Origin of the sequence: Frigidibacter sp. ROC022, from assembly GCF_024723735.1 — a bacterium.
Taxonomy (GTDB): domain Bacteria; phylum Pseudomonadota; class Alphaproteobacteria; order Rhodobacterales; family Rhodobacteraceae; genus SLM-1.
On the sequence record NZ_JANQDU010000003.1, the window covers coordinates 653,168 to 667,647 of the forward strand.

Sequence of the window (14,480 nt, forward strand, 5' to 3'; positions counted from 1 at the left end):
ACCTGCCGGCATCGCGGCAGCGGGCCGAAACTAGCAGCAATGGAACACGACACAAGACTTCGCGTCGCGTTGTCGGGACAGTTTGCGCCGCCTCGCCGGAGCTGCGGCCCGTCGCTGCGGCGTCTTGCCTTCCGGAGCGGCGGCGGATTGTCATTTCTGGGCGGTTCTGGAAGACTCGGCGCCGGGTGCTGCGCCGCAAGGGGCAGGGCCGGGACAGGCGAGGGGTAGATGACCGACAGCGACATCGGCCAGAGCGTCAGACCGGACTGCGCAGGGCCGTCGTTCGGGCCCGCGAGGAGCCCGGACATGCTGACCCGCCTTCTGCTGCGTCTGCCCGGCGGGGCCGGGCCGCGCCGCTATCGGCTCTGGCTGGGCGTCTTTCTTGCCGTGTTGCTGGCCTGGAGCGGGCTCTTTGCCCTGGCGGCCGGACCCGATCCGCTTTGCGGGCCGGCCCGGATCGCGGCCCTTCCGCTGGGCGGGCTGCCGGTGCTGCTGGCGATGTGGGCGCTCATGGCGGCGGCGATGATGCTGCCGACACTCGGCCCGACCCTGGCGGCCTGGGCCGATCTGCCGCCCCGTGCCGGGGCCGATTCGGCCGGCGCCCTGGCGCTGGTCTGGGGCTATCTCGCTGTCTGGCTGCTGGCTTCGCTGGGCTTTGCCCTGGCGCAGATGCTTCTGGTCCACTTCGGCGCCCTCGGCCCGCTGGGTGCCCTGACCGATCCGCGCGCCGCTGCCGCCCTGCTGCTGGCGGCGGGGCTGTGGCAGTTCACCCGCGCCAAGACCGCCTGCCAGATCGCCTGCCTGACACCTTCCGGCTATTTCCTCGGCCGCTTCCGCCCCGGCCGCCGGGGCGCGGTCCGGATGGGGGTCGAGATCGGCCTTGCCTGCATCGGCTGCTGCTGGGCGCTGATGGCGCTGGCCTTTGTCGGCGGCGCCATGTCGCTGGGCTTCATGGGCCTGGCGACACTGTTCATGGTGCTCGAAAAACTCCCCGCCCTGGGCCTGCGCCTGCGCCGCCCGGCCGGCGCCGCGCTGATCGCCACCGCCGCATTCACTGTCTTCGGAGGATGACATGACCGATACGCCAGACAGCCCGCCGGACCGCCTGAGAGTCCGCGACCGGATCATCCAGCAGATGGGCAACGGACTGCGCCGCAAGAGCCGCCCGACCCAGTGGGCGATCAAGGGCGAGCTGTTCCTCAACTGCTCCTGCACCGTCTTTTGTCCCTGCGTGGTCAGCCTCGGCCAGCACCCGCCGACCGAAGGCTCCTGCAAGGCCTGGATGGCGATTGCCATCGACGAGGGCCATTACGAGGGCGAAAGCCTGTCGGGGCTGAACGTCGGGCTGATGGTCGAGATTCCCGGCAAGATGGCCGAGGGCGACTGGAAGGTCGCCGCCTATATCGACGAGCGGGTGACGCAGAAGGGCTACAACGGCCTGCTGCAGATCCTCTCGGGCGCAGCCGGCGGCACCACCGGGCTCTTCACCCTGCTGGTCTCGGAAATCATCGGCGCCGAGCGCGAGAAGGTCGAGATCATCCGCGACGGCAACCGGCGCAGCCTGATGATCGGGCGCAAGATTCAGGGCGAGATCGAGATGCTGCCGGGCCGCGACCCCGAGCATCCGATCATGATCTCGAACACCAAGTACTGGATGGGCCCGGACGTGATCGCGGCGCGCGGGCTGAAGAGCAAGGTGCGCGATTACGGAAGGGTCTGGGACTTCTCGGGCAAGTCCGGCGAGATCTGCGCCATCGACTGGAAGGGGCCGCGCCCATGACCGCACTCGTCACACCGGATTACGCCCGGCTGATGGCCCGTTACAACGCCTGGCAGAACCGCAGCCTCTATCGCGAGGCCGACAAGCTCACCGACGCCCAGCGGCGCGAGGATCGCGGCGCCTTCTTCGGCTCGGTGCAGCGCACGCTCTGCCATATCCTGACCATTGACCATGTCTGGATGTCGCGGTTCGACGGCTGGGAGATGCCTGCCGCCCGCGGTGCGCAAAGCCCGGACTGGTATCCCGACTGGGAGCCGCTCTGCGCCGCCCGGGTCGAGACCGACGCAAGGCTGATCGCCTGGGCCGACGGGCTGACCGAATCGGCGCTGGAAGGGGACCTGACCTGGCAATCGGGGCTTGCCGGCGGCACCCAGACGAAACCGCTTGCGCTTCTGGTCGCGCATATGTTCAACCACCAGACCCATCACCGCGGCCAGGTCCATGCGCTGCTGACCGGCTTTGGCTGCCGCCCCGACGACACCGACCTGGGCTTCATGCCCGCAGACGCCTGAAAGGAACCGCCATGTTCAAAGCCCTGATCGTCGAGAAGGACGGCGATGCCGCGCCGAAGGCCTCGGTGCAGCAGATCGATCTCGACCGCCTGCCCGAGGGCGAGGTGACGGTGGCGGTCGAATATTCGACGCTGAACTACAAGGACGGGCTCTGTCTCGGTCCCGGCGGCGGCCTGGTGCGCAACTATCCGCATGTGCCGGGCATCGACTTTGCCGGAACCGTCGAGAGCTCGACCGACGACCGCTACGCGCCCGGCGACAAGGTGGTGCTGACCGGCTGGCGGGTGGGCGAGGCGCATTGGGGCGGCTACGCCCAGAAGGCCCGGGTCAAGGCCGACTGGCTGGTGCCGCTGCCCGAGGGGCTGTCGCCGCGGATCGCCATGGCGGTCGGCACCGCAGGCTTCACCGCGATGCTGGCGGTGATGGCGCTGGAACGGCACGGGCTGAAACCGGGGCAGGGGCCGGTGCTGGTCACCGGTGCGGCCGGCGGGGTCGGCTCGGTCGCGGTGGCGCTGCTGGCGGCGCTCGGGCACGAGGTGGCGGCGGTCACCGGCCGGCCCGAGACCGAGGCCTATCTGCGCGATCTCGGCGCCAGCCGGATCGTGCCCCGCGCCGAACTGGCCGAAACCGTCAAGCGCCCGCTCGAATCCGAGACCTGGTCGGGCTGCATCGACGCGGTTGGCGGCGCGATGCTGGCCCGTGTGCTGGGGCAGATGAAATACGGCGCCTCGGTCGCCGCCGTCGGCCTGGCCGGCGGCGCAAACCTGCCCGCGACGGTGATCCCGTTCCTGCTGCGCGGGGTCAATCTGCTGGGCATCGATTCGGTGATGCGCCCCTATGCCGACCGGGTCGAGGCCTGGTCGCGCATCGCCCGCGACCTGCCGCTCTCGAAGCTCGAAAGCATGATCCATCCCGCAACCCTGGAAGACCTCCCGGCGCTCGGCGCCGCGATCCTGAAGGGCGGCGTGCAGGGCCGGGTGGTCGTCGACCTCAACGCCTGAGGGCGATCCGCCCGTCTTCGGGGTGCAAATACTCCGGGGGGAGGCGCAGCCAGGGGGCAGCGCCCCCCTTGGCCGGCGGGATCAGGGAATGATCCTTGTGTATTTCGTGCCTTCGAGCGTCGCGCCCACGATCAGGCCGGCCTGACCGAAGATCAGGGCGATCACCGGCGCCAGCGAGGTCGTGGTCTCGGCCGACAGGTTCTCGCCGTTGTCGTTGAAGGTGTATTCGATGTCGCCGCCGACGGCATAGCCGTAGGAGCGGCGGAACCCGGCCAGGGCTTCCTCGGTCATGAAGAACAGCACATGCGCATATTGCTGGGCGCCGATCTGCAGGCCGACGGTCGCCGAGGCCGCCGAATAGTAATCGACCGAGACCCCGCCGACCCGCAGGGCGCCGCGCCCGTAGGAGCCGCCGATCCCGAAGCCGGCCTTGGTCACCAGAGGCATCACCAGCATCCCGGCCGCCTTGTCGGCCAGGCTCCGGGTGCCGGGGTATTTCCCGTAGAGGAAGTTCAGCGTCGCATCGACGCGGGCGTCGATCGCTTCGGCGCCGCGTGAACCGACCCCGTTGTTGCAGGCGGCCAGAAGCCCGGTGCTGCCCGCGCCGACCACGAAGCCGCGCCGCGAAAGAATGGAAGTGTAACGGATCATCTGATCTGTCCTCGCCTTGCCGGTTGCCTCAGTTTTCCATCGTCCGGCCGTTTCCGACCGAACATGTCGGCCTTATCCGGCCGTTCACCGCTAAGTATAGTGTCGAATTCCGCCACTTGTCATCCGGTAATCGCAGCGCAGGCCGAGAACCGCCGGATTGTCGCGGCGCCGCCCGGCCGCATCAGCCCAGCAATCGCGCCGCCTGCGGGGCGAAATAGGTCAGCACCCCGTCGCAGCCGGCACGCTTGAAGGCCAGCAGGCTTTCAAGCATCACCTTGTCATGGTCCAGCCAGCCGTTCTGCGCCGCCCCGGCCAGCATCGCGTATTCGCCCGAGACCTGATAGGCGAAGGTCGGCACCCCGAACTCCTCCTTCACCCTGCGGCAGATGTCGAGATAGGGCATCCCCGGCTTGACCATCACCATGTCGGCGCCCTCGTCGAGATCGCGGGCGACCAGCCGCAGCGCCTCGTCGGAATTGCCCGGGTCCATCTGATAGGTCTTCTTGTCGCCCTTCAGCGCCCCCGAGGCGCCCACCGCGTCGCGGAACGGGCCGTAGAAGGCGCTGGCATATTTGGCGGCATAGCTGAGGATGGTGACTCCCTGATGCCCTACGGCCTCCAGCGCCTGCCGGATCGCGCCGATCCGCCCGTCCATCATGTCCGAGGGCCCCAGGATGTCGGCCCCCGCACGGGCCTGCGCCAGGGCCATCCTGACCAGCGCCGCCACGGTCTCGTCATTCAGGATCTCGCCGTCCACCACATAGCCGTCATGGCCGTTGATGTTGTAGGGGTCGAGCGCGATGTCGGTCATCACCGAGACGTCCGGCGCGGCCGCCTTGACCGCGCGGATGGTGCGGTTGACCAGGTTGTCGTCCGACCAGACATCGGCGCAGTCCTCGGTCTTCAGATGCGGTTCGATATAGGGAAACAGGCAGATCGCCGGGATGCCCAGCGACTGCGCCTCCTCCGCCGCCGCCACGACCGAGCCGATCGAGCGCCGTGCGACGCCGGGCATCGAGGCGATCGGCTCGTCGGCGCCATCTCCGTCCTTGACGAAGACCGGCCAGATCAGGTCATCGACCGAAAGCCGGGTTTCGCGCACCAGCGCCCGCAGGGAAGCGCTGCGGCGCAACCTGCGAAACCTGTGCCTGGGTCGGGGAGAGTCCGACCCGGCAGGGGCCGCGCCGAATGGACCAGTCATCGGACCGTTCATGGATTTCGCCTCGGGGCTGTTTTCCGAATGTCACATTGTCCTGATTTGCATGGTTTCTCCCCCACCTCAAGGGTGGCGGTCCAGGGCAAGCGGGCTTAGGGTCCGCCGGCACCGCAGGAGAGCCTTGGCACGATGGACTGGTTCGAGATCATCTTCGAAGTGATCGACATGCGATCATTCTCGAACCTCTGGTACTGGATCGCGCTGGCCGTCGTCTGGTCCACCGCCTCGCATTGGGTGCTGGGCGTGCCGTTCGACATGGTGCTGCGCGCCCGCCGCAAGGGCGGCCAGGCGATGCAGGATCTCGAGGACATCGTCCGGGTCAACGTCAACCGGATCCTGCTGATCGGCTCGGTGGCGGGGCTCTGGCTGATCGCCTTCGGCTCGGCCATCCTGACCATCCTCGGCATCCTCGGCTTCGGCTACCGGATCGAATTCGCCCAGGCCGTGTTCCTGATCGGCTTTCCGATGAGCTTCGTCGGGCTGCTGTCGATCTCGACCGCCAGCCTGATCTCGGAAGAGCAGAGCCATGGCGAACTGCTGTGCCGCCGGCTGACCCGGCACCGGTTCTGGACCCAGCTGATCGGCATCCTGGCGATCTTCGTCACCTCGATGTGGGGCATGTACAAGAACGTCTACGTCGGTCCGTTCGGCAATTGACTCTGCGCCGCTGCGGGGCCATTTCCGCCCTTTCCAGCCCAAGCCGATGCCCGCTGCCATGACCGAAGATCCCTGCCAGATACTGCTTTCCGGCGCCCCCGAGGGCTTCGACGCCCTGCTCCTGCGCGAGGAGGTCACGAAATGCGGCGGGCCGGTGATCCATGTTGCCCGCGACGACAAGCGGCTGGCGGCGATGCAGGCGGCGCTGGCCTTCTTCGCGCCCGACCTGCCGGTGCTGACCTTCCCGGCCTGGGACTGCCTGCCCTATGACCGGGTCTCGCCGAACCCCGAGATTTCGGCCGGGCGGATGGCGACGCTGGCGGCGCTGGCGACCGGTTCGGTGCCGAAACGGTTCATCCTGCTGACCACGCTGAACGGTGCGATGCAGAGGGTCCCGACCCGCGCCACGCTGCGGGACGCGGCCTTCGTGGCCACGGTCGGCAGCCGGCTGGACGAGGCGGCGCTGCGCAGCTTCCTGGTCCGCATGGGCTTTGTGCAGACCGCGACGGTGACCGAGCCGGGCGACTATGCGGTGCGCGGCGGCATCATCGACATCTTCCCGCCGCAGAGCCGCTCCGGCGAGGGCGGGCCGATCCGGCTCGACCTCTTCGGCGATCAGCTCGACGGGGCCCGGCGCTTTGACCCCGAGAGCCAGCGCACGATCGAGAAACTGTCTGTGGTCGAGCTTGCGCCGGTCTCGGAAGTGATCCTCGACGATGCCGCGATCACCCGGTTCCGGCAGAACTACCGGATCGAGTTCGGCGCGGCGGGCACCGACGATCCGCTCTACGAGGCCGTGACCGCCGGCCGCAAGCATCAGGGAATGGAGCACTGGCTGAGCTTCTTCCACGAAAGCCTGGAAACCCTGTTCGACTATCTGCCCGGGGCCCCGGTGATGCTCGACGATCAGGTCGAGCCGGCCCGGTTGGCACGGTGGGAGACGATCGAGGACCAGTATGACACCCGTCGCACCGCGCTGACCCAGAAGGGCCGGATGGACACGGTCTACAAGCCGGCGCCGCCGAAGCCGCTCTACATGGACACCGCCGACTGGGAAACCACGCTGGCGTCGCGGCGGTTGTTGCGGCTGTCGGTCCTGCCGCAGCCGACCGGGGCCAATTCCATTGATGCCGGGGGCCGGATCGGACGCAATTTCGCGCCCGAGCGTCAGACCGAAAAGCTGAACCTTTTCGATGCCTTGGTCGAACATCTTCAAGCAAGACGCAAAGTTGGCCCGGTGGTCGTCGCCTCCTGGTCGGAAGGGGCGCGGGAACGGATCGGCGGGCTGCTCTCGGACCACGGCCTGCCCGAGACCACCGAGGTGGCCGACTTCCGCGACATTCCCGATGCCCGCGGCGGGGTCTTCCTGACCGTCTGGCCGCTGGAGAGCGGCTTCGAGGCGCGCGGGCTGACGGTGATCTCGGAGCAGGACGTGCTGGGCGACCGGCTGATCCGGCAGACCCGCAAGCGCCGCAAGGCCGACAACTTCCTGACCGAGGCGCAGAGCCTCGGGCCGGGCGATCTGGTGGTGCATGTCGATCACGGCGTCGGGCGGTTCATCGGCCTGACCGTGGTGCAGGCCCTGGGTGCCCAGCACGAATGCCTGCATCTGGAATATGCCGGCGGCGACCGGCTCTACCTGCCGGTCGAGAACATCGAACTGCTCAGCCGCTACGGCCATGACGAAGGGCTGCTCGACAAGCTTGGCGGCGGTGCCTGGCAGGCCAAGAAGGCCAAGCTCAAGGAGCGCATCCGCGAGATCGCCGACCGGCTGATCCGGATCGCCGCCGAACGGCTCTTGCGCAAGGCCCCGGTGATGGAGCCGGAGCATGGCGCCTGGGAGGATTTCGCCGCCCGCTTCCCCTATACCGAGACCGACGACCAGCTGCGCGCCATCGAGGAAGTGACCGCCGACCTGGCCGCCGGAGCGCCGATGGACCGGCTGGTCTGCGGCGACGTGGGCTTCGGAAAGACCGAGGTGGCGATGCGTGCCGCCTTCATCGCCGCGATGGCCGGCTACCAGGTGGCGCTGATCGCGCCGACGACCCTTCTGGCCCGGCAGCATTACGCCAGCTTCCGCGAACGGTTCCGGGGCTTCCCGGTAACGATCCGCACCCTGTCGCGCTTCGTCACCGGCGCCGAGGCGGCCAAGACCCGCGAAGGTCTGGCCAGCGGCGAGGTCGATATCGTCATCGGCACCCATGCCCTGCTGGCCAAGGGCATCAAGTTCAAGGACCTGGGCCTGCTGATCATCGACGAGGAGCAGCATTTCGGGGTCAACCACAAGGAACGGCTGAAGGAACTGCGCTCGGACATCCATGTGCTGACGCTCACCGCGACGCCGATCCCGCGCACCCTGCAACTCAGCCTGACCGGGGTCCGCGACCTGTCGCTGATCGGCACCCCGCCGGTGGACCGGCTGGCGATCCGCACCTATGTCAGCGAATTCGACACCGTCACGCTGCGCGAGGCGCTGCTGCGCGAGCATTACCGGGGCGGGCAGAGCTTCTTTGTCGTGCCGCGCATCGCCGATCTGCCCGAGATCGAGGAGTTCCTGCGCGACCATGTGCCCGAGGTCAGCTTCATTCAGGCGCATGGCCAGATGGCGGCGGGTGAGCTCGACGACAGGATGAACGCCTTCTACGACGGCAAGTACGATGTGCTGCTGGCCACCACGATCGTCGAGAGCGGGCTGGACATCCCGACCGCCAACACGATGATCGTGCATCGCGCCGACATGTTCGGCCTGTCGCAACTCTATCAGATCCGGGGTCGGGTCGGGCGCTCCAAGACCCGCGCCTATGCCTATCTCACCACCAAGCCGGGGCAGAAGCTGAACCCGGTGGCCGAGAAGCGGCTGCGGGTGCTGGGCAGTTTCGATTCACTGGGCGCGGGATTCACCCTGGCCAGCCAGGATCTCGACATCCGCGGCGCCGGAAATCTGGTCGGCGAGGAACAGTCGGGCCATATCCGCGAGGTCGGCTATGAACTCTACCAGGCGATGCTGCAGGAAGCGATCGACAAGCTCCGCTCGGGCGAGCTGGAGGGGCTGACCGACTCGGACGGCCAGTGGGCGCCGCAGATCAACCTGGGTGTCTCGGTGCTGATCCCCGAGGATTACGTGCCCGATCTCGACCTGCGGCTCGGCCTCTATCGGCGGTTGTCGAACCTGACCACCAAGGTCGAGCTGGAAGGTTTTGCCGCCGAGCTGATCGACCGTTTCGGCAAGTTGCCGCGCGAGGTGAACACCCTGCTGCTGGTGGTGCGGATCAAGGCCGAATGCAAGAAGGCCCGGATCGCGCGGCTGGATGCGGGGCCGAAGGGCGTCACCGTCCAGTTCCACAACGACAAGTTCCCCAATCCCGCCGGGTTGGTGGATTTCGTCCGGGCCGAGGGCGCGGGCGCCCGGATCAAGGACAACAAGATCATCCTGATCCGCGACTGGCCCAAGGAATCCGACAAGATCAAGGGCGCCTTCGCCATTGCCCAGAGCCTGGCCAGACACGCCGCCGCCGGCTGAACCTATCCCTGCGGCGACTCGGCGGCATGGCGGCTGCCTTGCATCAGCAGCCAGGAAATCCCCGAGAACAGCACCGACGCCAGCAGCAACGGCATCGGCGTGCCGTCGAAGGCCAGCGCGAAGGGCACCGAAAGCAGTGCCGAGCCGATGGTCGAGAAGGCCGCGATCATCGAGGCCGCCATTCCGGCGATATGGCCCAGCGGTTGCAGCGCCAGTGCGTTGAGATTGCCGAAAACCATGCCGTTCAGGAAGAACGTGCCGGTTGACCAGAGGAAAAACAGTGCAAAGGCAAGGGATTGCGGGATGATGTTCATCCAGACGGCCAGGGCGTAGCACAGGCTGAGCATGAACAGCGCCGCGAAGGCCAGCGTAGCCAGCAGCCGCATCCCCAGACGCATCACCAGCAGCCCGTTCAGCACCGTCCCGCTGGACGAGATCACCGCGCCGGCCATGAACCAGAGCGGGAACGAGCCCGCCTTGCCGAAGGTCTGGTCATAGATCGGCTGGATCGAGGTGATCAGCGTGAAGAGCGTTCCGAAGCCCAGCGTCAGCACCAGGATGTAGCGCATGGCCAGCCGGTTGCGCAGCACCTCGCCCAGGGCCGCCCGCAGGGCGGTGACGCGGAACTTCCGCCGCTGGGACGGGGGCAGCGTCTCGGGCTGGCGCAGGTTCAGCCAGAGCCCGGCGACCAGCCCGAACAGCACGAAGACCACGAAGATCGCCCGCCAGCCGAATCCCGAGATCACCAGCTGCCCCATCGAGGGCGCCACCGCCGGCACCAGCATGAAGACCGTCATCACGAAGGAGGTGACCTGGGCCATGCGCCGGCCTTCGTAGATGTCGCGGACCATCGCGGTGCCGACTACGCGCGGCGCCCCGGCGCCCAGCCCCTGCAGGGCGCGCGCCATCAGCAGCGTGTCGAGCGTCGGCGCGTGCCATGCCAGCAGCGCGCCGAGGATGTAGATCGCGATTCCGGCGGTGATCACCGGCTTGCGGCCGAAGGCATCGGACAGCGGCCCGGTGAACAGGGTGCCGACCCCCATCGACAGGATGAAGACCGACAGGATCAGCTGCGCCCGGTTCGGCGCCTCGGGCGTCAGCTGCGCGGCGATGTCGGGAAAGGCCGGCAGCATCGAGTCGATCGACAGCGCCAGCAGCGCGAAGATCAGCGCCATCAGCGCGACGAACTCGGTTTCGGACAGGCGGCGCGCTCCGGAGCGGGCCGGCGTGGTCGAAGGCGCGCTCATGACTGCTCCTTCAACTGGGCCTGGATGTCCTCGATCACCTGGTTCCACAGTTCCGGCGGTTGCGCGCCGGAGACCACATGCTGCCCGGCGACGACGAATGTCGGCACGCCCGAGACGCCGCGGGACCGGGAATGTCTGTCACGGGCGCGGATGTCCTCGGCGTCGGCATCGCCCTTCAGCAGTTCGGCCACCAACGCCTTGTCCATCCCGACCTCGCCGGCCAGTTCCGTCAGGGTCTCGGCCTCGCCGATGTCGCGGCCCTCCTGCCAGTAGGCGCGGAACAGGCGGCCGACCATCGGGGTCTGGCGGCCCTCGATCCCGGCCCAGTGGATCAGCCGATGCGCGTCCAGCGAGTTCGGCATCCGGGTGATCTTGTCCCAGGCGATTTCCAGCCCCGCCGCCTCGGCATGTTCGGCGATCCGGGCGTAGACCTCGGCGGCCTTCTCGCGCCCGCCGAACTTGGTTTCCAGGTATTCGCGCCGGTCCATGCCGCCCTTGGGCATCTCGGGGTTGAGCTGGAAGGGATGCCATTCCAGCGTCAGAGGGTGATCGGGATGCGCCTCCAGCGCCCGGCTCAGATTGGCCTTGCCGATATAGCACCAGGGGCAGACCGGATCCGAGATGATGTCGAGCTTGATCATGGCTCAGGTCTCCTTGGCGCGGTCGCGCAGGGCGCGCCGCAACAGCTTGTTGTTGGCGCCGCGGGGGATTTCGGGAATACGGCGAAACAGGCGCGGCATCTTGTAGTGGGCCAGATGGTCGGCGAGGAATGCGGTCAGTTCGGCCTCGGGCAGGTCGCGGTCGGCGGTGTAGAAGGCGGCGATGACCGAGGCATCGGCCTTGATCTGCAATTCGACGGCGGCGCTTTCAAGGACCTCGGGATGGCGGTTCAGGGCCGCCTCGACCTCGACCGGCGAGACCCGGAAGCCGCCGGCATTCATCATGTCGTCGTCGCGGCCCTGATAGGTGATGGCGCCATCGGCCCCCTGGCTGACGACGTCGCCGGTCAGGAACCAGTCGCCGCGGAACCTTGCCGCGGTTTCCTCAGGCGCGTTCAGATAGCCCAGCATCAGGCCGGGATCGCTGCGGTGGATCGCCAGCACGCCGGGGGTTCCGGCCGGCACCGGGCCGTCATCGCCCAGCACCGCGATGCGTCGCCCGGGCTGCGGATAGCCCAGGGTGCCGGGTGGGGCCGGGCGGTCGGGCGAGCCCGAGATGAAGGTCGAGCATTCCGACATCCCGTAGGCCTCGTGCAGGGCGGTGCCGGTGGCCTCGACCCAATGGGCGCGGGTGATCTCGGGCAGCTTCTCGCCCGCCGTCAGCCCGTGGCGCAGCGCCGGCAAGGCCGGCAGGTTCCCGCGCAGCATCTGCCGGTAGACCCCCGGCGCGGCGGCGAACAGCGTGGCGTCATGGCGGGCCAGCAGCGCCCCCAGTTCGGCCGAGGTGACGCCCTCGACCGGGATCAGCGCCGTGGCGCCGGCGGTCCAGGGATCCATCAGCCCGGTGCCCAGCGTATAGGTCCAGTTGAAGGCTCCGGCATGCAGCAGCCGGTCGTCCTGGCGCAGCCCGTACCAGCCATCGGTCATCATGCCCCTGGCCCAGATCGCCCGATGCGCGTGCAGCACCGCGCGCGAGACGCCCGAGGTCCCCGAGGTGAAGACGGCATAGGCGGGCCGGTCGGGGTCGCCCATCGCATAGGCCGCCGGCGGCAGGGTCCGCATCTGGCGCAGGGCCTCCTGATCCAGCACCGGAACGTCGGTCAGCTCGGGCAGGGCGATCCCGGCGGCGGCGATGACCAGCTTCGGCGCCAGTACCCGCGCCATCCTGGTGATCTCGGGCCCGGTGAGCTGCGCCGAACTCGGCACCGGCACCAGTCCGGCGGCAATGGCGCCGAGATAGGCGACAGGGAAATCCACCGAGTTGCCGAGCCGCAGCAGCACCCGGTCGCCCGGCTCCAGCCCCCGCGCCAGCAGCCCCGTGGCCGTGCCCCGCACCGCGGTCTCGAGCCGGCCGTAGCTCCAGTCCTCGGCGCCGTCGGGCGAGACCAGAGACAGCGCCACCTTGTCGGCCAGCGCGCCGGCCCTGGCCAGCACATGGGCGGCCATGTTGAACGGGGTCGGCGGCGCGGGCCATGACGGAGTCGGGGAAGTCATTGGGCCGGGCTACCTGCGCCGGCGCGGCGATGCAAGATGGTCCGAAACCGTGGCCGGAAGCCTGCCGATCCCGCTTTCCCCCTGCGGCGAAGCTGGCTAGGGTACGGCAACGGCGTCAGAGACGGGAGTTCAGGACCATGACGATTGGCAATTCGGTGCGATTTGGCGGGGCCTTCGCGGCCCTGGCCCTGATGCTCGGCGGCTGCGCGCCGGGCGACCTGGGGCTCAGCCAGGAAGACCTCGTGGCCCGCAACCAGGGTGTCTGGGTGGCCGAGACCGACAGCCAGCGGATCGCCTATCACGGCACCGCCAAATATGTGTTCGATTGCCTCAGCGGCACCGCGATCAGTCAGGCGAGCGGACGGGTGACGAGTGTTACCGGCGTCCGGAACCGGACCGACGACTACCGGATCTCGGTGACGCCGGTCACCCGGGGCAATCGCGCGATCGCCACGGTGACCCATGTCGGCAATGCGGCTCTGGAGGACCGGCCCTGGGTGACGGTCGAGATGAAGGCGCTCTGCACCCGGCCGGTGCCGGCCAGCTGACGCCACGATCCGTGCCGGGCAGGGGCTGGAAGGCGGGCCGGGAAAGCTGTAGGCGACGGCCATGACCCAGGCATTCTCATTCCAGCTTCAGGCGACGGACGGCAAGGCGCGGACCGGCCGCATCGACACCCCGCGCGGCGCGATCCGCACCCCGGCCTTCATGCCGGTCGGCACCGCCGCCACCGTCAAGGCGATGCTGCCGGGATCGGTGCGCGAGACCGGCGCCGACATCCTGCTGGGCAATACCTATCACCTGATGCTGCGGCCCGGGGCCGAGCGGGTGGCCAGGCTGGGCGGGCTGCACCGCTTCATGAACTGGCCGCATCCGATCCTCACCGATTCGGGCGGCTTCCAGGTGATGAGCCTCGCCTCGTTGCGCAAGCTGGACGAGGAGGGGGTCCGGTTCAAGAGCCATATCGACGGCTCCAGCCACCACCTGACCCCGGAACGCAGCATGGAGATTCAGCGGCTTCTGGGGTCGGACATCGTCATGGCCTTCGACGAATGCCCGGCGCTGCCGGCGACGGAAGAGGCGGTGGCGCGGTCGATGCGGCTGTCGATGCGTTGGGCACAGCGCTCGCGCGATGCCTTCGGGGACCGGCCGGGACATGCGCTGTTCGGCATCCAGCAGGGCGGAGTGTCACATGAACTTCGCGGTGAAAGTGCCGAAAAACTGAAGGAAATCCAGTTTGACGGCTATGCGATCGGCGGGCTGGCGGTGGGCGAGGGGCAGGAGGCGATGTTCGGCGTCCTCGACTATGCGCCCGACATGCTGCCGCAGGACCGGCCGCGCTATCTGATGGGCGTCGGAAAGCCCGACGACATCGTCGGCGCGGTGGCGCGCGGGGTCGACATGATGGATTGCGTGCTGCCCTCGCGGTCGGGCCGGACCGGGCAGGCCTGGACCCGGCGCGGGCAGGTGAACCTGCGCAATGCCCGCCATCAGGACGATCCGCGGCCGCTGGACGAGAGCTGCGCCTGCCCCTGCTGCCGGGGCTACAGCCGGGCCTATCTGCACCATGTCGTGCGGGCGCAGGAGATCATCGCCTCGATGCTGCTGACCTGGCACAACCTGCTCTATTACCAGACCCTGATGCAGGACATGCGGGATGCGATCGCGGCGGCACGGTTCGGGGCCTTCGTCGCCGAGTTCGACCGGCTTCGGGCCGAGGGCGATATCGAGCGGCTCTGAAGC

13 protein-coding genes are annotated in these 14,480 nt (G+C 68.3%); 8 read left to right on the forward strand and 5 right to left on the reverse strand.

Annotation, left to right across the window (positions count from 1 at the left end):
* Positions 1 to 306 precede the first annotated feature (306 nt).
* The 4 genes from NUW50_RS14965 to acuI are packed head-to-tail and all read left to right on the forward strand — an operon-like array spanning position 307 to position 3,293.
* Positions 307 to 1,071 (forward strand): DUF2182 domain-containing protein, encoded by a 765-nt coding sequence (locus NUW50_RS14965; RefSeq protein WP_258289937.1) that lies wholly within the window; start codon positions 307 to 309, stop codon positions 1,069 to 1,071.
* Position 1,072: 1 nt separating this feature from the next.
* Positions 1,073 to 1,780: a DUF1326 domain-containing protein gene (locus NUW50_RS14970; RefSeq protein WP_258289938.1), complete on the forward strand. Its 708-nt coding sequence runs from the start codon at positions 1,073 to 1,075 to the stop codon at positions 1,778 to 1,780.
* A complete protein-coding gene (locus NUW50_RS14975; protein WP_258289939.1) occupies positions 1,777 to 2,292 on the forward strand; it encodes a DinB family protein in 516 nt (171 codons plus the stop codon). Before NUW50_RS14970 ends, NUW50_RS14975 begins: the two co-directional genes overlap by 4 nt.
* 11 nt (positions 2,293 to 2,303) lie before the next feature.
* Complete coding sequence (gene acuI, locus NUW50_RS14980; protein WP_258289940.1) at positions 2,304 to 3,293, forward strand: acryloyl-CoA reductase; 990 nt, start codon at positions 2,304 to 2,306, stop codon at positions 3,291 to 3,293.
* A gap of 81 nt (positions 3,294 to 3,374) precedes the next feature.
* Here acuI and NUW50_RS14985 read toward each other — a convergent pair whose 3' ends face one another.
* Together NUW50_RS14985 and hemB are read right to left on the reverse strand one after the other, a co-directional pair.
* Positions 3,375 to 3,944, reverse strand: a complete 570-nt coding sequence (locus NUW50_RS14985; RefSeq protein WP_258289941.1) for a YSC84-related protein — start codon at positions 3,942 to 3,944, stop codon at positions 3,375 to 3,377.
* Between the two features lie 181 nt (positions 3,945 to 4,125).
* Positions 4,126 to 5,145 (reverse strand): porphobilinogen synthase, encoded by a 1,020-nt coding sequence (hemB, locus tag NUW50_RS14990; protein ID WP_258289942.1) that lies wholly within the window; start codon positions 5,143 to 5,145, stop codon positions 4,126 to 4,128.
* A 144-nt stretch (positions 5,146 to 5,289) separates the two neighbouring features.
* On the opposite strand from hemB, the gene NUW50_RS14995 reads away from it, so the two are divergent.
* Positions 5,290 to 5,817 (forward strand): component of SufBCD complex, encoded by a 528-nt coding sequence (locus NUW50_RS14995; RefSeq protein WP_258289943.1) that lies wholly within the window; start codon positions 5,290 to 5,292, stop codon positions 5,815 to 5,817.
* A 58-nt stretch (positions 5,818 to 5,875) separates the two neighbouring features.
* The gene (gene mfd / locus NUW50_RS15000) at positions 5,876 to 9,337 is read left to right on the forward strand and encodes a transcription-repair coupling factor (protein WP_258289944.1); all 3,462 of its coding nucleotides are present in this window, start codon (positions 5,876 to 5,878) and stop codon (positions 9,335 to 9,337) included.
* 2 nt (positions 9,338 to 9,339) lie between these two features.
* On the opposite strand, the gene NUW50_RS15005 is transcribed toward mfd, so the two are convergent.
* From NUW50_RS15005 to NUW50_RS15015, 3 genes are read right to left on the reverse strand one after another with little or no spacing between them, the layout of a single operon-like run.
* Positions 9,340 to 10,584 carry a multidrug effflux MFS transporter gene (locus NUW50_RS15005; protein ID WP_258289945.1) on the reverse strand — a complete coding sequence of 415 codons (1,245 nt, stop codon included), beginning with the start codon at positions 10,582 to 10,584 and terminating at the stop codon, positions 9,340 to 9,342.
* Positions 10,581 to 11,225: a DsbA family oxidoreductase gene (locus NUW50_RS15010; protein WP_258289946.1), complete on the reverse strand. Its 645-nt coding sequence runs from the start codon at positions 11,223 to 11,225 to the stop codon at positions 10,581 to 10,583. Before NUW50_RS15010 ends, NUW50_RS15005 begins: the two co-directional genes overlap by 4 nt.
* A 3-nt stretch (positions 11,226 to 11,228) precedes the next feature.
* A complete protein-coding gene (locus NUW50_RS15015; RefSeq protein WP_258289947.1) occupies positions 11,229 to 12,737 on the reverse strand; it encodes a class I adenylate-forming enzyme family protein in 1,509 nt (502 codons plus the stop codon).
* A 137-nt stretch (positions 12,738 to 12,874) separates the two neighbouring features.
* On the opposite strand from NUW50_RS15015, the gene NUW50_RS15020 reads away from it, so the two are divergent.
* Both NUW50_RS15020 and tgt read left to right on the forward strand, forming a co-directional pair.
* Positions 12,875 to 13,285 (forward strand): hypothetical protein, encoded by a 411-nt coding sequence (locus NUW50_RS15020; RefSeq protein WP_258289948.1) that lies wholly within the window; start codon positions 12,875 to 12,877, stop codon positions 13,283 to 13,285.
* A gap of 61 nt (positions 13,286 to 13,346) precedes the next feature.
* A complete protein-coding gene (gene tgt / locus NUW50_RS15025) occupies positions 13,347 to 14,477 on the forward strand; it encodes a tRNA guanosine(34) transglycosylase Tgt (protein WP_258289949.1) in 1,131 nt (376 codons plus the stop codon).
* The last annotated feature ends 3 nt before the right edge of the window (positions 14,478 to 14,480 follow it).